An 18,788-nucleotide genomic window follows, 5' to 3' on the forward strand; every position below is an offset into this window, starting at 1 on the left:
CCCGCGCGCGGCCCCTTTTCCGCGGCTGGCGAGAGGTCCTCGGGTGGCCCTGTTGTCGGTCCCCGCCAGTAGGGTGTGAGGCATGGCAGACCCCTCCAGCTACCGCCCCAAGCCGGGACAGATCCCCGACTCGCCGGGGGTCTACAGGTTCCGCGACGAGCACCGTCGCGTGATCTACGTCGGCAAGGCGAAAAGCCTGCGCCAGCGCCTGGCGAACTACTTCCAGGACCTCGCGGGCCTGCACCCGCGCACCCGCACCATGGTCACCACGGCCGCGTCCGTGGAGTGGACGGTGGTGTCGACCGAGGTCGAGGCGCTGCAGCTCGAGTACTCCTGGATCAAGGAGTTCGACCCCCGGTTCAACGTCAAGTACCGCGACGACAAGAGCTATCCGTATCTCGCGGTGACCATGAACGAGGAGTTCCCGCGGGTCCAGGTCATGCGCGGCCACAAGAAGAAGGGCGTCCGCTACTTCGGACCGTACGCGCACGCGTGGGCGATCCGCGACACCGTGGACCTCCTGCTGCGCGTCTTCCCTGTACGGACCTGCTCCGCGGGCGTCTTCAAGAACGCGGCCAGGACCGGTCGCCCCTGCCTCCTCGGGTACATCGACAAGTGCTCGGCCCCCTGCGTCGGCCGCGTCTCCGCCGAGGAACACCGCGAACTCGCCGAGGAGTTCTGCGACTTCACGGCCGGGCGCACGGGCACGTACATCCGTCGTCTGGAGAAGCAGATGATGGACGCCGCCGAGGAGATGGAGTACGAGAAGGCGGCACGCCTGCGCGATGACATAGGCGCCCTGAAGAAGGCGATGGAGAAGAACGCGGTCGTGCTGGCCGACGCGACCGACGCCGACCTCATGGCGGTCGCCGAGGACGAGCTCGAGGCCGCCGTCCAGATCTTCCACGTCCGCGGCGGCCGGGTGCGCGGCCAGCGCGGCTGGGTCACCGACAAGGTGGAGGCCGTCACCACCGGTGATCTAGTGGAGCACGCGCTCCAGCAGCTGTACGGCGAGGAGACCGGCGACTCCGTACCGAAGGAGGTGCTGGTCCCGGCGCTGCCCGACCCCGCCGAACCGGTGCAGGAGTGGCTGACCGGCCGACGAGGCTCGAATGTGTCGCTGCGCATACCGCAGCGCGGGGACAAGAAGGCGCTCATGGAGACCGTGCAGCGCAACGCGCTGCAGGCCCTCGCGCTGCACAAGACCAAGCGCGCATCCGACCTCACCACGCGCTCGCGCGCCCTGGAGGAGATCGCCGAGGCGCTCGACCTGGACAGCGCCCCGCTGCGGATCGAGTGCTACGACATCTCGCACCTGCAGGGCGACGACGTCGTCGCGTCCATGGTGGTCTTCGAGGACGGTCTGGCCCGGAAGAGCGAGTACCGGCGCTTCCAGATCAAGGGTCGTGTCGGAGACACGCAAATCTGGCACGGCTCGGGGCAGGACGACGTCCGGTCCATGCACGAAGTGATCATGCGCCGCTTCAAGCGCTATCTCGCCGAGCAGGAGAGGACGGGGGAGTGGGCTGGGGACGGCTCCTCCGTGGAACTGTCCGCAGATGCCTACGAAGGATCTGTCGAGGGACCGGGCGAGGGACGGGGGGAGGGACCGATCGAGGCGTCCCCCGGAGCGGTCGAAGGCGCCGCATCCGAGGCCGACGATGCCCGGGCACGCCTGGTCGACGACACCGGCCGCCCCAAGCGCTTCGCCTACCCCCCGCAGCTCGTCGTCGTCGACGGCGGCCAGCCGCAGGTCGCCGCGGCCAAGAAGGCCCTCGACGAGCTCGGCATCGACGACATCGCGGTGTGCGGCCTCGCCAAGCGCCTCGAAGAGGTGTGGGTGCCCGACGAGAGCGACCCGCTGGTCCTGCCGCGCACCAGCGAGGGCCTGTACCTTCTGCAGCGCGTACGCGACGAGGCGCACCGTTTTGCGATCACGTATCAGCGCACCAAGCGGGCCAAGCGCTTCAAGGCAGGCCCTCTGGACGAGGTGCCGGGCCTGGGCGACGCACGGAAACAGGCGCTGATCAGGCATTTCGGTTCGGTGAAGAAGCTGCGTGCTGCGACCGTCGAGCAGATCTGTGAGGTCCCGGGCGTGGGCCGCAAGACGGCCGAGACGATCCTCGGGGCCTTGGCCCGTACGGCGCCCGCGGCACCGGCCGTGAACACGGCCACAGGAGAGATCATTGAGGACGAGGAGCCCGCACCCGCGGGTTCCGGGCAAGAAGCCGAGGCCGCGGGGGCCTCGGACGAAAGACGGGGGCAGGAGACATGAGCGAGCACGGCGCACACGGACAGGGTGCACACGGCCAAGAGAGCGACCACGGTGCGCAGGGCGAACATCGCGCACCGAGCGCGCCCAGCGCGTCAAGCCCACAGGAAGCACAGGAAGCACAGGACGCACAAGCCGAACATGGAGCACAGGTGAGTACGGGCACGACCATCGACGCGAACGGGGTTCCCGACTCCGCGATCCCCGAGTTGGTGATCATCTCGGGAATGTCCGGCGCAGGCCGGTCCACGGCGGCCAAGTGCCTCGAGGACCTCGGCTGGTTCGTCGTCGACAACCTGCCGCCCGCGCTGATCCCCACCATGGTGGAGCTCGGCGCCCGCTCCCAGGGCAATGTGGCCCGGATCGCGGTCGTCGTCGACGTCCGGGGCCGGCGCTTCTTCGACAACCTCCGTGAGTCGCTCGCCGACCTGGAGGCCAGGAACGTCACCCGACGGATCGTTTTTCTGGAGTCGTCCGACGATGCCCTGGTCCGCCGCTTCGAGTCCGTACGCCGGCCCCACCCGCTGCAGGGCGACGGCCGGATCGTCGACGGCATCGCGGCCGAGCGCGATCTGCTGCGCGAGCTGCGCGGTGACGCCGACCTGGTGATCGACACCTCCAGCCTCAACGTCCACGAGCTGCGCGCCAAGATGGACGCCCAGTTCGCCGGCGACGAGGAGCCGGAGCTGCGGGCCACGGTGATGTCCTTCGGCTACAAGTACGGCCTGCCGGTCGACGCCGACCTCGTCGTCGACTGCCGCTTCCTGCCGAACCCCCACTGGGTCCCCGAGCTGCGCCCGTACACCGGCCTCAACGAGGAGGTCTCCGGCTACGTCTTCAACCAGCCCGGTGCCAAGGAGTTCCTCAACCAGTACACCGAGCTGCTCCAGCTCATCGCCGCCGGCTACCGCCGCGAGGGCAAGCGCTATGTGACCATCGCGGTCGGCTGTACCGGCGGTAAGCACCGCTCCGTCGCCATGTCGGAGAAGCTCGCCAAGCGACTCGCCTCCGAGGGAGTGGAGACCGTCGTCGTCCACCGGGACATGGGCCGCGAATGAGCGAACCCAATCTCCGGCTCCGCAGGCTGCGCCGGATCACAGGTGCCGGCGGGAAGGTACGCCGCCGGGGTGCCCAGCCCAAGGTCGTCGCGCTCGGCGGCGGCATGGGCCTGTCCGCCTCGCTCGCCGCGCTGCGCCGTATCACCGGCGATCTCACCGCCGTCGTCACGGTCGCCGACGACGGCGGCTCCAGCGGACGGCTGCGCGACGAGCTCGGCGTGCTCCCGCCCGGCGATCTGCGCAAGGCTCTCGCGGCGCTGTGCGGCGACGACGAGTGGGGCCAGACCTGGGCCCGCGTCATCCAGCACCGCTTCCAGTCCAAGGGGGACCTGCACGAACACGCGGTCGGCAACCTGCTGATCGTGGCCCTCTGGGAGCAGCTCGGCGACCATGTCCAGGCCCTCGACCTGGTCGGCAAGCTGCTGGGCGCGCACGGCCGCGTCCTGCCGATGTCCGCGGTACCACTGGAGCTCCAGGCGCTCGTACGAGGCCATGATCCGGAGCGGCCCGACGAGGTCGACACGGTCCGCGGTCAGGCCACCGTCGCGCTCACCCCAGGTGAGGTGCAGTCCGTGCACCTCGTCCCGAACGACCCGCCGGCCGTCCCCGAGGCCGTCGAGGCGGTCCTCGACGCGGACTGGGTGGTGCTCGGACCCGGTTCCTGGTTCTCCTCCGTGATCCCGCATCTGCTCGTGCCCGAGCTGCTGGACGCCCTCATGCGGACCAAGGCCCGCCGGGTCCTCTCGCTCAATCTGGCTCCGCAGCCCGGCGAAACCTCCGGCTTCTCCCCGCAGCGTCATTTGGAGGTTTTGGGGCGACACGCCCCTAAACTCGCCCTGGACGTGGTGTTGGCCGACGAGGCCGCCGTGCCCGACTGCGAGTCGCTGACCGAGGCCGCCCAAAGGTTCGGCGCCGCGGTCGAGCTGGCGCCGGTCGCCCGGACCGACGGCAGCCCTCGGCACGACCCGGAGCTCCTGGCTGCCGCGTACGACCGTATTTTTCGGATGCATGGAAGGATCGGCCCATGGCGATGACGGCAGCGGTGAAGGACGAGATCTCCCGGCTACCCGTCACCCGGACCTGCTGCAGGAAGGCAGAGGTCTCGGCGATCCTGCGGTTCGCGGGCGGGCTGCACCTGGTGAGCGGCCGCATCGTGATCGAGGCGGAGCTGGACACGGCGATGGCGGCGCGCCGGCTGAAGCGGGACATCCTGGAGATCTTCGGACACAGTTCCGAACTGATCGTGATGGCTCCCGGCGGGTTGCGGCGCGGCTCCCGCTATGTCGTACGCGTGGTCGCGGGCGGCGACCAGCTGGCCCGCCAGACGGGTCTTGTGGACGGCCGCGGCCGCCCCATCCGCGGACTGCCCCCGCAGGTGGTCTCGGGGGCCACCTGTGATGCGGAGGCCGCCTGGCGCGGGGCGTTCCTCGCCCATGGTTCGCTCACCGAGCCCGGCCGCTCCTCCTCCCTGGAGGTGACCTGCCCAGGTCCCGAGGCGGCGCTCGCCCTGGTCGGCGCGGCCCGCCGGCTGTCGATCGCCGCCAAGGCCCGCGAGGTACGGGGCGTGGACCGGGTCGTCGTCCGCGACGGCGACGCGATCGGCGCGCTGCTCACCCGGCTCGGCGCACATGAGTCGGTGCTGGCCTGGGAGGAGCGGCGGATGCGCCGTGAGGTCCGCGCCACCGCCAACCGCCTCGCCAACTTCGACGACGCCAACCTGCGCCGCTCGGCCCGCGCCGCCGTGGCCGCCGGGGCCCGCGTCCAGCGCGCCCTGGAAATCCTCGGCGAGGAGGTGCCCGAGCACCTCGCGGCCGCCGGCCGACTGCGCATGGAGCACAAGCAGGCGTCCCTGGAGGAGCTCGGCGCGCTCGCCGACCCGCCGCTCACCAAGGACGCCGTAGCGGGCCGTATCCGCCGCCTGCTGGCCATGGCCGACAAGCGGGCGCAGGACCTGGGCATCCCGGGGACGGAGTCCAACCTCTCGGAGGAGATGGCGGACAACCTCGCGGGCTGACCGCCGGCTCCGCACATCCAATGCACCGGTGCCCGCGCTCACTTGGGGCGCGGGCACCCTTCTTCGTTCGCCATCCTGGGCGCCGTTGACGCGCGGCGTCGGTGGCCGCGGGCCGCACATCGGACCCCGGCGGCGGGTGTCGTCAAGGTGCTCCGAGGCGCGGTCGCCAAGGAGCAGATTCCGCTCATCGGAGCGGGCTGACTCTCGGCCGTCAGCCCTTGTGGCAGCGGCTCATCCCCCTACTGGCTGGTACGCACCGCACGTGTCGCGTCGGGGCCCTCTCGATGTCACTTCGGGGGCTTTGGAGAGGTAGGGTCGTAGGCGGTCGGGGACATCCCTATAAAACTCGCCGGCGTCGAAACCGGCGTACCTAACGAGGAGATCGGTTCGTGACGATCCGCGTAGGCATCAACGGCTTTGGCCGCATCGGTCGTAACTACTTCCGCGCGCTGCTGGAGCAGGGTGCAGACATCGAGATCGTGGCTGTCAACGACCTGGGTGACACCGCGACCACCGCTCACCTGCTGAAGTACGACACCATCCTCGGCCGCCTCAAGGCCGACGTGTCGCACACCGAGGACACCATCACCGTCGACGGCCACACCATCAAGGTGCTGTCCGAGCGCAACCCCGCCGACATCCCGTGGGGCGAGCTGGGTGTCGACATCGTCATCGAGTCGACCGGCATCTTCACCAGCCGCGACGACGCCGCCAAGCACCTCGCCGGCGGCGCCAAGAAGGTCCTCATCTCGGCCCCGGCCAAGAACGAGGACATCACCATCGTGATGGGCGTCAACCAGGACAAGTACGACCCGGCGAACCACCACGTCATCTCCAACGCCTCCTGCACCACCAACTGCGTGGCGCCGATGGCCAAGGTCCTCGACGAGAACTTCGGCATCGTCAAGGGCCTGATGACGACGGTGCACGCGTACACGAACGACCAGCGCATCCTGGACTTCCCGCACAAGGACCTGCGCCGCGCCCGTGCCGCCGCCGAGAACATCATCCCGACCACCACCGGTGCCGCGAAGGCCACCGCGCTGGTCCTCCCGCAGCTCAAGGGCAAGCTGGACGGCATCGCGATGCGCGTCCCGGTCCCGACCGGCTCGGTCACCGACCTCGTCATCGAGCTCGACCGCGAGGTCACCAAGGACGAGATCAACACCGCCTTCCAGAAGGCCGCCGAGGGTCAGCTGAAGGGCATCCTCGAGTACACCGAGGACCAGATCGTCTCCTCGGACATCGTCAACTGGCCGGCCTCCTGCACCTTCGACTCCTCCCTGACGATGGTCCAGGGCAAGTCGGTCAAGGTCGTCGGCTGGTACGACAACGAGTGGGGCTACTCCAACCGCCTCGTCGACCTCACGGTCTTCGTCGGCGGCCAGCTCTGATCCGTATCTGATACGGCAGGCACTCCGATGTGAGCAGCAGGGCTCGGGCAGCGCAATGCCGCGCTACCCGGGCCCTGTTGTACGAGTCCAGAGCTTTCCCTTAGGAGTCACTCCATGAAGACGATCGACGAACTTCTCGCCGAAGGCGTCGACGGCAAGCGGGTTTTCGTCCGCGCCGACCTCAACGTGCCGCTGGCCGACGGCCGGATCACCGACGACGGCCGTATCCGCGCCGTCCTGCCGACCGTGAAGGCGCTCGCCGACGCGGGGGCCAAGGTCGTCGTCGCCTCGCACCTCGGCCGCCCCAAGGGCGCCCCCGACCCGGCGTTCTCACTGCTGCCCGCCGCCGAGCGGCTCGGTGAGCTGCTCGGCAAGCCCGTCGCCTTCGCCGAGGACACCGTCGGCCCCGCAGCGCACGACGCGGTGGACGGCCTCGAGCCCGGCCAGGTCGCCGTCATCGAGAACCTGCGCTTCAACGCCGGCGAGACCAGCAAGGACGACGCCGAGCGCGGCGAGTTCGCCGACCGGCTCGCCGCCCTGGCCGATGTGTACGTGGGTGACGGCTTCGGCGCCGTGCACCGCAAGCACGCCTCGGTCTACGACCTGCCGGCGCGCCTGCCGCACTACGCGGGCTACCTCATCGCCACCGAGGTCGGCGTCCTGAAGAAGCTCACCGAGGATGTCCAGCGCCCGTACGTCGTCGTGCTCGGCGGCGCCAAGGTCTCCGACAAGCTCGCCGTCATCGACCAGCTGCTCGGCAAGGCCGACCGTCTGCTGATCGGCGGCGGCATGGTGTTCACGTTCCTCAAGGCCAAGGGCTACGAGATCGGCAAATCCCTCGTCCAGGAGGACCAGCTCCCGGCCGTCGCCGAGTACATCGAGCGCGCGGAGAAGACCGGCGTCGAGCTGGTCCTGCCCGTCGACGCCCTGGTCGCGCCCGAGTTCCCGGACCTGAAGACCAAGGCCCCGGCCAACCCCACCGCGGTCGCAGCCGACGCCATCCCCGCCGACGGGATGGGCCTCGACATCGGCCCGGAGACCTGCAACCTCTACGCCTCGAAGCTCGCCGACGCGGCCACCGTCTTCTGGAACGGCCCGATGGGCGTCTTCGAGCACCCCGACTACGCCGAGGGCACCAAGGCTGTCGCCCAGGCCCTCCTCGACTCCAAGGCCTTCACGGTCGTCGGCGGCGGAGACTCCGCCGCGGCCGTCCGCATCCTGGGATTCGACGAGAACGCATTCGGCCACATCTCGACCGGCGGCGGCGCCTCCCTCGAATACCTCGAGGGCAAGACGCTCCCCGGCCTCGCCGCACTGGAGGACTGAACACCCGTGAGCTCCCGCACCCCGCTGATGGCGGGCAACTGGAAGATGAACCTCAACCACCTCGAGGCCATCGCGCACGTCCAGAAGCTCGCCTTCGCCCTGGCTGACAAGGACTACGAGGCCTGTGAGGTCGCCGTCCTGCCGCCCTTCACCGACCTGCGCTCCGTGCAGACCCTGGTCGACGGCGACAAGCTGAAGATCAAGTACGGCGCCCAGGACATCTCGGCGCACGACTCCGGCGCCTACACCGGCGAGATCTCCGGCGCGATGCTGGCCAAGCTGAAGTGCACGTACGTGGCGATCGGCCACTCCGAGCGCCGCCAGTACCACAATGAGACCGACGAACTCGTGAACGCCAAGGTCAAGGCCGCCTACAAGCACGGCCTGACCCCGATCCTCTGCGTCGGCGAGGGCCTGGACATCCGCAAGGCGGGCAACCAGGTCTCCTACACGCTCGCGCAGGTCGACGGCGCCCTCAAGGACGTCCCGGCCGAGCAGGCCGAGTCCATCGTGATCGCTTACGAGCCGGTCTGGGCGATCGGCACCGGCGAGGTCGCCACGCCCGAGGACGCCCAGGAGGTCTGCGGGGCGATCCGCGGCCGCCTCGCCGAGCTGTACTCGCAGGAACTGGCCGACAAGGTCCGCATCCAGTACGGCGGCTCCGTGAAGGCCGGGAACGTGGCGGCGATCATGGCGCAGCCCGATGTCGACGGCGCCCTGGTCGGCGGCGCCGCGCTGGACGCCGACGAGTTCGTCAAGATCGTCCGCTTCCGCGACCAGTGATCATGCGGTGAGTATGCGGTAGCGGCGATCCGTCGTACCCTTGCGGGGGCCGGAGGCTCTGGAAGTGAGCTTCGGCCCCCGTCGTCCATCAGAGTCCGAGGAAGTTGGTCCAGCCGTGGTTATGGGGTTCTCGATCGCCCTGATCGTCTTCAGCCTGCTGCTGATGCTGCTGGTGCTGATGCACAAGGGGAAGGGCGGCGGCCTCTCCGACATGTTCGGTGGCGGCATGCAGTCGTCCGTCGGCGGCTCCTCGGTCGCCGAGCGCAACCTCGACCGCATCACCGTGGTGGTCGGTCTGCTGTGGTTCGCGTGCATTGTCGTACTCGGCCTGCTGATGAAGGTCAGCAGCTGACGACGCCAGGACGGTAGGACGGCACGTCAACAACTGCACATAGCGACGTTAAAGCCCCATGCTTGGTACGCGTTCTTTAGGCGCGGCTTATCATGGGGCTTGCGTCTTGGGGTGGGGGTGTAACTCCAGTCACTGGACGCGCGTTGGGCCTTACGTAGACTGAGGCGCCCGCAGCGAAGCGACAGGCCATGTGCTTCGCGGCACCATCACGCAGGGAGTTACGACCGTGGCAAGTGGCAACGCGATCCGAGGAAGCCGGGTCGGGGCGGGGCCGATGGGCGAGGCCGAGCGCGGCGAGTCCGCGCCGCGGCTGCGCGTCTCCTTCTGGTGCTCGAACGGGCACGAGACGCAGCCGAGCTTCGCAAGCGACGCGCAGGTTCCCGAGACATGGGACTGTCCCCGCTGTGGCTTCCCGGCAGGACAGGACCGGGACAACCCGCCGGACCCGCCGCGCACCGAGCCGTACAAGACGCATCTCGCGTATGTACGGGAGCGGCGCAGCGACGCGGACGGCGAGGCGATCCTCGCCGAGGCGCTCGCCAAACTGCGGGGCGAGATCTAGGAGTTGTTGTCCGGCCGGGCACCCATGTGCGGTGTCCGGCCGGAGTCGTCTTCCGCCTTCGGATCCGGGCCGGGCTTCTGATGCGTTCAAGCCCGCGCGCCCGCGCTCGCGGCCGATTGTCAGTGGCGGCCTCTACGGTTCTGAATCTGGGGGTACCCCCAGGCCCTTGAGGCTCTGGGGGAGGACCGGGAGGGGACGTTGTGACGACGACCGAAGTCGTGGGTGCCTCTGCGCCCACGTGGCGCGGGGGATTCGGGCGCCTGTGGACGGCTGCCGTGCTGTCGAGATTCGGCGACGCGCTGCGGACGGCGGCCTTACCGCTGCTCGCCGCCTCGCTGACGGACGAGCCGATGCTGATCGCCTCCGTGACGGCCTGCGGCTATCTGCCGTGGATCATCTTCGGGCTGCTCGGCGGGGCCCTGGCAGACCGGGTCGACCAGCGGCGCGCCATGTGGAGCGTGGACGTGGCGCGTGGCCTGCTGGTGGCGGCCTTCGCGGCGGCCGTGGCGCTGGGGCAGGCGACCATAGGACTGCTCATCGCGCTGGCCTTCGCGCTCACCACCCTCCAGACACTCTTCGACAACGCCGCCACGGCCCTGCTGCCCAACCTGGTGGACGAGAGGGCACTGGGCAGCGCGAACGCGCGTCTGCTCACCGGCCAGCAGATCGCGGGCGGTCTGCTGGCGGCACCCGCCGTGCCCCTGTTGATCGTCGGAGGGATGGCCGTCCCGTTCGCGGCGGACGCCGTGACCTACCTGGTGGCGGCGGCACTCGTGGCCTCGCTGCGGACCTCCGTGCCTCAGCGTGACCCCAGACCCGCGGGCAGCACCCTGCGCGGGGACATCGCCGCCGGACTCCGGGCGCTGTGGCGTGACCGTCCTCTGCGAGGACTGTGCCTCGCGACAGCCCTCTGCAACATCGGGATGGGTGCCCTGATCGCCACGATGGTGCTCCTCGTGACGGGCTGGCTCGACGCGGGCAACGGCGGATACGCAGCCGCTATGACGGCCTACGCGGTCGGCAGCCTGACCGGGGGATGGGTGCAGCGGAGGCTCGTCGCTCGGGTAGGCCGAATACGCAGTGTGGTCATCGCCGGCTCGGCGCAGATCGGCGCACTGGTGGTGATGGGCACGGTGCGCAGCCTTGCCGCGGTGGTCGTGAGCCTGGCGGTCTTCGGTCTCATGGGCATGGTCTGGAACGTGAACACGACGACGCTGATGCAACAGCGGGCGCCCGCGGAGATGCTGGGACGCATCAGTTCGGCCTTCCGCACCCTGGCGGTCGCAGGGGCGCCGCTGGGTGCCCTTCTGGGCGGTGCCGTGGCCACGGCCTGGGGACTGAACACGCCCGCGCTGCTTGCGGCAGCGCTGTTCGTCCTGTCCGTCACCGCCCTGTTGCCTGCCCTTCAACCCGCCAACGGCGAACAGACCGCTCATGGCGATACCTGATCAATTAGGTTGGGAAGTGCAGCGGGGCAAGGTACGCAGGACGTACGCAGGTACAAGAGAAGGCTGAAGTCCCAGATGAACGCAGAACGCCGTACCAGGCTCAACCAGATGCCCGAGTGGACCGCTCTGGCCAAGCACCGGGAGCAGTTGGGGGAGGTGCATCTGCGTGAGCTGTTCGCCGCGGAGCCGGGGCGCGGCGCGGGCTACACGCTCCAGGTCGGCGATCTGTACGTCGACTACTCGAAGCACCTGGTCACGGACGAGACGCTGGCCCTGCTGCGTGACCTGGCCGCCGCGACCGGCGTGTTCGGGCTGCGAGACGCCATGTTCCGGGGCGAGAAGATCAACACGACCGAGGACCGTGCGGTGCTGCACGTCGCGCTGCGCGCCCCGCGTGACGCGGTCATCGAGGTCGACGGGAAGAACGTCGTGCCCGGGGTCCACGCAGTGCTCGACAAGATGAGTGCCTTCTCGGAGCGGGTCCGCTCGGGCGAGTGGACCGGCCACACCGGCAAGCGCATCAGGAACGTCGTCAACGTCGGCATCGGCGGCTCCGACCTCGGACCGGCCATGGCGTACGAGGCGCTGCGGGCCTTCACCGACCGCGATCTGACCGTGCGCTTCGTCTCGAACGTCGACGGCGCCGACCTGCACGAGGCCGTGCAGGGCCTGGACGCCGCCGAGACACTGTTCATCATCGCCTCGAAGACCTTCACCACCATCGAGACCATCACCAACGCGACCTCGGCGCGCACCTGGCTGCTGAACGAGCTGGGGGCCGGTCAGGAGGCCGTCGCCAAGCACTTCGTGGCACTGTCCACGAACGCCGAGAAGGTGGCCGACTTCGGCATCGACACGGCCAACATGTTCGAGTTCTGGGACTGGGTCGGCGGCCGCTACTCGTATGACTCGGCGATCGGCCTGTCGCTGATGATCGCCATCGGCCCGGACCGCTTCCGGGAGATGCTCGACGGCTTCCACCTGGTCGACGAGCACTTCCGCACGGCACCGGCCGAGTCCAACGTGCCGCTGCTGCTGGGCCTGCTGGGCATCTGGTACGGCAACTTCCACGGCGCGCAGTCGCATGCGGTGCTGCCCTACTCGCACTACCTGTCCAAGTTCACCGCGTATCTGCAGCAGCTGGACATGGAGTCCAACGGCAAGTCGGTGACCCGCGACGGTACGCCGGTGGAGTGGGAGACCGGGCCGGTCGTCTGGGGTACGCCGGGCACCAACGGGCAGCACGCGTACTTCCAGTTGATCCACCAGGGCACGAAGCTGATCCCGGCCGACTTCATCGGCTTCGCCGACCCCGTCGCCGACCTGCAGCCGGGCCTGGTCGCCCAGCACGACCTGCTGATGGCCAACTTCTTCGCGCAGACCCAGGCCCTGGCCTTCGGCAAGACCCCGGAGGAGGTGCGGGCCGAGGGCGTGCCGGAGGAGCTCGTGCCGCACAAGACGTTCAAGGGCAACCACCCGACGACCACGATCCTTGCGCGCGAGCTCACGCCCTCCGTGCTCGGGCAGTTCGTCGCACTCTACGAGCACAAGGTGTTCGTGCAGGGCGCCGTGTGGAACATCGACTCGTTCGACCAGTGGGGTGTCGAGCTCGGCAAGGTTCTCGCCAAGCGCGTGGAGCCGGCCCTCACCGAGGGGGCCGACGTGCCGGGGCTCGACGAGTCGACCAAGGCGCTGGTCGCGAAGTACCGCGAGGTCCGCGGGCGTTAATCGGATGCGGGAGTGCCGTCCGGCGGGTGACACTGCTCCGGCTCCGTCACCTGCCGGGAGGCCCCCCCCCATGGACCAGCTGCTTGCCGCACTCGCCGATCCAGAACGACTGAAGCTGTACGCCCGGATCGTCCTCGACGACCTGCCTCCGCGCGACGAGGACTCCGACGCTGTGCGCAAGCACCTCGGGCGGCTGCTCGCTACGGGGCTCGTCGAGCGGCTGCCGGACGGCTCGCTGCGGGCCGATCCCGCGGTGTTCCGGCGTCCGCGGCCCCAGGAACCGCAGTCCGGTGTCCCGCGCCGCCTCGCGGGGTTCTTCGCCGGCGGGCGGCTGACGACGATTCCGGTGCGTCCCGCCGTACGGCGTGAACTGCTCGCCCATCTGACCGGGACACTGTTCGAGAGCGAGCGCAGCTACAGCGAGCCCGAGGTCAACGAGGCGTTCCGCACTGTGCACGACGACACGTCGGCGCTGCGGCGCTATTGCGTGGAGAACGGGCTCCTTGTCAGGGAACGTGACGGCAGCAGGTACCGCCGGGTGGCGGCGTAACCGCTGTGGGCAGGTGTTCCTCCCCCAGCTAACGCTCGCCGGGCGGTGTCGGCGGGGGTTCTGTGCAGGCCGGCCCCGGCTCAAGCCACCGCGCTGAGCGTGTCCGCCAGCCGGCGCCGGGCCGCGCGCGCCGCCGGCAGTGCCGCGAGCGCGGCGGCACCCACCACGGCGCCGAGGCCGAACAGCAGCAGCACAAGCGGGGACGGCGCCCGGGCGATTCCGGCGCCGATCCCGCTGGAGCTGCCCTGCGCATCGATCAGCCACTGCGCGAGGGGCACTCCGAGCGCCGTACCGGCGAACACGGCGGCCAGGGCGGTGCAGCCGGTGGCTGTCACGGAGACGAGGGCGATCTGGCGCGGTGACAGCCCGATCGCCTTGAGCGCCAGCAGGTCCCGCTCGCTCTCGCGGACGGTTCCGCCGATCGCGGTCAGCAGTTCGATGAGTCCGATCAGGGCCAGCACGGCGATCAGCCCTGCCACCACCCCGCGGAGAGGCGAAAGCCCGTCGGCCGGGTTGGTCACCGCATGCACGTCAAGCCGCCCCTTGGAGGCCGCCGTCAGCTGGGCACCGACCTGCTGGCCGTCCGCACCGTGCCGCAACCGGAGCTGGTAGAGCGTCGGTTGCAGCTCGGGGTCGTTCTCGCGGAGCGTGTCCAGCAAGGTGGAGATGACCCGGCCGCCGTTCTCGGGTTCGATGCTGCGTCCGACGATGTGCAGGATCTGCGGCCGACCGCCCACCGTCATCCGCACCCAGTCGCCGACGCGTACGTTCAGCAGATCCAGCAGCCCCTGTCCGGCCACCGCCTCGTCGGCCCCGTGCGCCGGGCGGCCCTCCGCCAGCGAGAAGGGATACGGATCGTCCCGGGTGCCGATCCCGCGCAGCGCGATCGTGCCGGTCTGGCCCGGCACCAGCGCCGCCACTTCGACGCCCGGATGGACGGCGGCGATCCGCGGGTTCTCCGCCAGCAGGGCCCGCGCCCGCTGATCGCCGAGGCCCTCGTCGGCGCGTGCAGTGAGCGCCGCAGCGAGACCGACCTGCTCAGGCCTGCTGTGGAAGCGGTCGATCGTGGTCCAGGCGCTCAGTGCGACGACGATGAGCAGCAGCGGCAGCGCGAGCCGGGCGGTGGTGGCCAGCGAGCGTGGCCGCCACGAGAACGCCTTGTGCCAGCCCAGCACCAGCGCGGGCGGCAGCCGCCGCCCGAGCGCCGCGCGGGCCACGCCCGACAGCGGTTTGCCCAGGGGCGCCGCTGCCCGCAGTACGGGCACCGGCGGCACCCGCCCGGCCCGCCACGCCGCGAGACATGTGGCCGCACCGATGAACAGCACCGCCGCCACGGGCACCGAGACGAGGGCAGCGGTGTGCCCGGGCAGTCCCTGCCATACGCCGACCGCGTCGCCCAGACGCCCGGGCAGCAGGTGGCTCCCGGCTGCCTGAATCAGCCCCGCGGCCGCCACGGCTCCGATGAACGCGAAGCCCACGTGCTGGACCAGGAAGATGCGCACCACCTGACCGGGAGTGAAGCCGATGGCCTTCAGGACGGAGATGTTCCGCAGATGGCCGCGGATCCGGGTGCCGATCGCGCCGTACACGGCGAGTGCCGCGGCGAGCAGGGCGCCGAGCCCGAAGAGGCCGAGCACCTGGCCGAGCAGCCGGTTGTCGCCCTGTGCCTCGGCGCGTGCCTGCTGCCAGTGGGAGACCTGCGTGACCGCGCCCGCGCCCAGTGTGGTGACGGCGCGCTGGACCGCGTAGTCCGTGTCGTCGGGGTCGGCGAGGCGCAGCCCGATGACCTGCCCCGTGCGGGCGGTGTCTGCGCGGGGCACGGCGGCAGGCAGCGCCCAGACGACTCCGGGCCGCTCAGCCGGACGGTAGCGGGGCTCGGCGCTGTCGGCGACCCCCAGCACGGTCACCGTCCGGGAGCTGCCGGGCAGGGTCAGCGTGTCGCCGGTTTCCGCCCACAGCGCCCGGGCGAGGCTGCCCTCCAGGACGACGCCGTCGGGCGTACGGGCATCCAGCCACCGGCCGGAGGTGAGGAGCGGGCGCGCGGTCGTCGGCTGATCGCCGTCGGCGCCGCGCAGTTCCACTGAGGCCCTGGTGCCATGCGACTCGACGGTGGTGGCGGCGGTGCGGTACGGGCCCGACACGGAAGTGACACCGTCCAGCGACGCGAGACTGCCGGCATCGACGGACGGGGCGGTGTGGATCCACACATGGGCACCCCTGGACTGTGTGAAGACGCGCTGCCAGGGGTTGGTGGCGTATCCGAAGAGGGCCGTGGCCAGCAGCAGCGACGCGACGATCCCGGCGGTGGCGAGGACGATGAACAGCGCCTCACCGCGGTGCGCCCGCAGGTCGGCGCCTGCCCAGCGCAGGGTGGCCCGCACGTCGCCTCAGCCCTTCAGCTCGAGCACACCGGACGTGCCCGCGCCGCTCGGCGGCGCCCCGTCCAGCTCGGCGTCGTCGGCTATCCGACCGTCGAAGAAGCTGATCACACGGTCCGCGGCGCTCGCGAGCCGTGCGTCATGGGTGACCAGCACAATCGTCTGGCCGCGCTGGTGGAAGCGGGACAGCAGCCGCATCACCTCACGGGTGCCCTTGCTGTCCAGGCTGCCCGCGGGCTCGTCGGCGAGGAGCAGTCCGGGGTGGTTCACCAGCGCCCGGGCCAGGGCCACCCGCTGCTGCTCTCCGCCGGACAGCTCGCCCGGCATGCTGCGCGCCTTACCGTCCAGGCCCAGCTCGGCCAGCAGCCCCTCGCGTTCGGCGCGCGCCTGCTTCGGCGACATCCCGGCGAGCAGGGCGGGCAGCTCGACGTTGTCGGCGACCGACAGATTCGAGACCAGGTTGAAGAACTGGAAGACGATGCCGATGCGCCGCCTGCGCTCCACCGCCCAGCGCGCCTCGCTCCAGGAGTCCGTGCGCTCCCCGTCCAGCCACACGCTGCCGCTGTCCGGCCGCTGGAGTCCGCCGAGCAGATGCAGCATGGTCGACTTCCCGGCGCCCGAGGGGCCGGTGACGGCCACGAACTCGCCCGGCCGCACGGCGAGATCCACACCCCGTACGGCGTGGGCCGGGGCGCCTTCGCCGTAGTGCGTCTTGACCAGGCCCTCGGCGCGCACCAGGGGAGCGGGCGCACAAGGTTCGACGGGGGTGCTCATTCCGGCTCCTCCAGCTCCTCCTGGCAGCGCTCCAGCCAGTCCAGGTCGGCCTGCAGATGCAGCATGGCGCCCTCGATCAGCAGTTGGGCGATGCGGTTGTCCCGGTTCTCGGCCGCGGCGAGCTTCGACAGACTGCGCATGGTGTTCAGGTACCGGCGCCGCTGCTTGTTGATCAGGCTGATCCGGTCGGCGAGGCCGGTCTGCGGGGCGAGGGCGAGCTTCATGAAGAACTCGTCCCGGACCCGCGGCTCGTCCGCCGTCTCCTCGTACCAGGCGTGCAGCGCTTCCCGCCCGGCGTCGGTGAGGTGGTAGATCTTCTTGTTGGGCCGGCTCGACTGCTCGACTTCCTCGCCCTCGATCAGCCCCGACTTCTCCAGCCGGCCGAGCGTCACATAGATCTGGCCGACGTTCGGCTGAGGGTACGCGGCACCCAGCAGTTGCTCAAGGTCCTGCTTGAGCTCGTAGCCGTGGGCCGGGCCGCGCGCCAGGAGAGCCAGAAGGGGCAGGCGCACTTCGCGCTCTCCTCCTCCCCGTCCTCGTGATGTGCCGCAGGCCCTAGTATCGCCGATGCCTAACAGGTATACATGTCGGCTGTCCGCCCGGACGACGATGCCCGGTGCCGTTGTACAGGGAGGAACCTATGCGGTGGATACGTGCCGCCGGTAGGGGCCTCCTGGTCGCCGCGGTGCTCCTGACCGGATACATCGCGTCGGGCACCCCGGCCGACGGTGCGCGGGGCAGCGGGCGCGGGCCCCTCACGCTGGCGACCGCGGGCGACCTCACCGGCTATCTCGCACCGCTGCTCGACGGCTGGAACCGCGCGCATCCCGACGAACGGGTCACGCTCGTCGAGCTCCCCGACTCCGCCGACGAGACCCATGCCCAGATGACCACAGATCTGCGCTCGGGCGCCGGCCGCTTCGACGTGCTCAACATCGATGTCGCCTGGACCTCGGAGTTCGCGGCGGCCGGCTGGATCTCCCCGCTTCAGCGGGACCGCTTCCCGCTGAAGAGCTTCCTGCGGCCGGTGGTGGACACGGCGACATACGAGGGAAGGCTGTACGCCGTCCCGTATGTCACCAATGCCGGGCTTCTGCTCTATCGCAAGGACATCCTCGACAAGGAGGGCGTGGAACCGCCGCGCACCTGGGCCGAACTGGAGCACCAGGCCAGGACCATCGCCGCGAAGTACGGACTCGACGGCTACGCGGGCCAGTTCCTGCCGTACGAGGGCCTCACCGTCAACGCGGCCGAAGCGGTCTACTCGGCGGGCGGCACGATCCTCGGCGACGAGGGCGAGCGCGTCACCGTGAACTCGGCCGCCGCGCGGGAGGGCATCGGTTTCCTCGCCCGCGGAGTGCGCGACGGCTGGATCCCGCAGGAGGCGCTGACGTTCAAGGAAGAGGAGTCGCGGCAGGCCTTCCAGGACGGCCGTCTGCTCTTTCTGCGCAACTGGCCCTATGCGTACGTGAGCGCGTCCGGCAAGGGGTCCGAGGTCGCCGGGAAGATCGGCGCCGTCCCGCTGCCGGGCCCCGACGGTCCTGGCGCGAGCGTGCTCGGCGGCTCCAATCTCGCGGTCAGCACGCATGCGCGCCATCCGGATTCGGCGGCCGCCCTCATCGCGTATCTCACGAGTGAGCGGGTGCAGCGGCAGGTCCTCACCGAGGGTGCGCTGCCGCCGGTACGGGCCGATCTGTACCAGGACCCGGAGCTCATCCGGGAGTTCCCGTATCTGCCGACGCTGCGGGCCGGCGTGCTCGCGGCGGCGCCGCGGCCCAAGAGCCCGCGTTACGACCAGGTGAGCCTGGCCGTGCAGGCCGTCGTGCACGACGCGATGACCCAGCAGCAGACGCCGGAGGCGGCGGTGCGGCGCCTCGCGCGGGAGCTGGCGGCCATCGCGCGGCGCGGCTGAGTTCTTCCGCCTTCCGTCTGCCGCTGGCTCTTGCCCGCCCGGTGTCTCCCGTCGGCGATTGTTACTTACGCGTTAGGTATTCGCTTCGACTCAAGGCACCCCTCGAGCACGGAAATATCGGGGCAATACTCCCTCAACTGGCCACTGGTTCCTGCCTACTCGTTGACATCTCCTCGTCATGCCTACCTAACATGCATGTATAACGGCGGCCGCCCGCACAGGGGCTCTCGGCCGCGA

The 18,788-nt window shown here is 70.1% G+C and carries 15 protein-coding genes and 1 pseudogene; 13 read left to right on the forward strand and 3 right to left on the reverse strand.

Going from position 1 to position 18,788, the window contains the following annotated elements:
* The first annotated feature begins 82 nt into the window (after nt 1–82).
* The 12 genes from uvrC to H1D24_RS42525 all read left to right on the forward strand — a co-directional run bounded on the left by uvrC (nt 83) and on the right by H1D24_RS42525 (nt 13,487).
* Nucleotides 83–2,275 (forward strand): excinuclease ABC subunit UvrC, encoded by a 2,193-nt coding sequence (gene uvrC, locus H1D24_RS21365; protein WP_181659241.1) that lies wholly within the window; start codon nt 83–85, stop codon nt 2,273–2,275.
* Nucleotides 2,272–3,330, forward strand: a complete 1,059-nt coding sequence (rapZ, locus tag H1D24_RS21370) for an RNase adapter RapZ (protein ID WP_181659242.1) — start codon at nt 2,272–2,274, stop codon at nt 3,328–3,330. The genes uvrC and rapZ overlap by 4 nt, the downstream gene beginning before the upstream one ends.
* Nucleotides 3,327–4,364, forward strand: a complete 1,038-nt coding sequence (locus H1D24_RS21375) for a gluconeogenesis factor YvcK family protein (protein ID WP_181659243.1) — start codon at nt 3,327–3,329, stop codon at nt 4,362–4,364. The genes rapZ and H1D24_RS21375 overlap by 4 nt, the downstream gene beginning before the upstream one ends.
* A complete protein-coding gene (whiA, locus tag H1D24_RS21380) occupies nt 4,355–5,344 on the forward strand; it encodes a DNA-binding protein WhiA (RefSeq protein ID WP_067271475.1) in 990 nt (329 codons plus the stop codon). The genes H1D24_RS21375 and whiA overlap by 10 nt, the downstream gene beginning before the upstream one ends.
* Nucleotides 5,345–5,733: 389 nt before the next feature.
* Nucleotides 5,734–6,738 (forward strand): type I glyceraldehyde-3-phosphate dehydrogenase, encoded by a 1,005-nt coding sequence (gap, locus tag H1D24_RS21385; RefSeq protein ID WP_181659244.1) that lies wholly within the window; start codon nt 5,734–5,736, stop codon nt 6,736–6,738.
* A gap of 114 nt (nt 6,739–6,852) precedes the next feature.
* Complete coding sequence (locus tag H1D24_RS21390) at nt 6,853–8,064, forward strand: phosphoglycerate kinase (protein ID WP_181659245.1); 1,212 nt, start codon at nt 6,853–6,855, stop codon at nt 8,062–8,064.
* A 6-nt stretch (nt 8,065–8,070) separates the two neighbouring features.
* Nucleotides 8,071–8,847, forward strand: a complete 777-nt coding sequence (gene tpiA, locus H1D24_RS21395; RefSeq protein ID WP_181659246.1) for a triose-phosphate isomerase — start codon at nt 8,071–8,073, stop codon at nt 8,845–8,847.
* Between the two features lie 121 nt (nt 8,848–8,968).
* The gene (gene secG, locus H1D24_RS21400) at nt 8,969–9,199 is read left to right on the forward strand and encodes a preprotein translocase subunit SecG (protein WP_181659247.1); all 231 of its coding nucleotides are present in this window, start codon (nt 8,969–8,971) and stop codon (nt 9,197–9,199) included.
* A 226-nt stretch (nt 9,200–9,425) separates the two neighbouring features.
* On the forward strand, nt 9,426–9,761 hold the full coding sequence (locus H1D24_RS21405; RefSeq protein ID WP_119105043.1) for an RNA polymerase-binding protein RbpA: 336 nt from the start codon (nt 9,426–9,428) through the stop codon (nt 9,759–9,761).
* 200 nt (nt 9,762–9,961) lie between these two features.
* Nucleotides 9,962–11,209 (forward strand): MFS transporter, encoded by a 1,248-nt coding sequence (locus tag H1D24_RS21410; protein WP_181659248.1) that lies wholly within the window; start codon nt 9,962–9,964, stop codon nt 11,207–11,209.
* A 75-nt stretch (nt 11,210–11,284) separates the two neighbouring features.
* Nucleotides 11,285–12,937, forward strand: coding sequence for a glucose-6-phosphate isomerase (gene pgi, locus H1D24_RS21415; protein WP_181659249.1), 1,653 nt, complete (start codon nt 11,285–11,287; stop codon nt 12,935–12,937).
* A 331-nt stretch (nt 12,938–13,268) separates the two neighbouring features.
* Nucleotides 13,269–13,487 (forward strand): DUF2087 domain-containing protein, encoded by a 219-nt coding sequence (locus H1D24_RS42525; protein ID WP_246458591.1) that lies wholly within the window; start codon nt 13,269–13,271, stop codon nt 13,485–13,487.
* An 80-nt stretch (nt 13,488–13,567) separates the two neighbouring features.
* Here H1D24_RS42525 and H1D24_RS21425 read toward each other — a convergent pair whose 3' ends face one another.
* The 3 genes and pseudogenes from H1D24_RS21425 to H1D24_RS21435 all read right to left on the reverse strand — a co-directional run bounded on the left by H1D24_RS21425 (nt 13,568) and on the right by H1D24_RS21435 (nt 17,151).
* Nucleotides 13,568–15,868 carry an ABC transporter permease gene (locus H1D24_RS21425; RefSeq protein ID WP_181659251.1) on the reverse strand — a complete coding sequence of 767 codons (2,301 nt, stop codon included), beginning with the start codon at nt 15,866–15,868 and terminating at the stop codon, nt 13,568–13,570.
* Nucleotides 15,869–15,874: 6 nt separating this feature from the next.
* Nucleotides 15,875–16,528: pseudogene (locus tag H1D24_RS21430) on the reverse strand (ABC transporter ATP-binding protein); the annotation flags it as partial.
* Between the two features lie 107 nt (nt 16,529–16,635).
* Nucleotides 16,636–17,151 (reverse strand): PadR family transcriptional regulator, encoded by a 516-nt coding sequence (locus H1D24_RS21435; RefSeq protein WP_181659253.1) that lies wholly within the window; start codon nt 17,149–17,151, stop codon nt 16,636–16,638.
* Between the two features lie 128 nt (nt 17,152–17,279).
* Between H1D24_RS21435 and H1D24_RS21440 the strand changes: the two genes are divergently transcribed.
* Nucleotides 17,280–18,551: an ABC transporter substrate-binding protein gene (locus tag H1D24_RS21440; RefSeq protein WP_181659254.1), complete on the forward strand. Its 1,272-nt coding sequence runs from the start codon at nt 17,280–17,282 to the stop codon at nt 18,549–18,551.
* Nucleotides 18,552–18,788 lie beyond the last annotated feature (237 nt).

It is taken from the genome of Streptomyces himalayensis subsp. himalayensis (genome assembly GCF_013778455.1).
GTDB classification, from domain to species: domain Bacteria; phylum Actinomycetota; class Actinomycetes; order Streptomycetales; family Streptomycetaceae; genus Streptomyces; species Streptomyces himalayensis.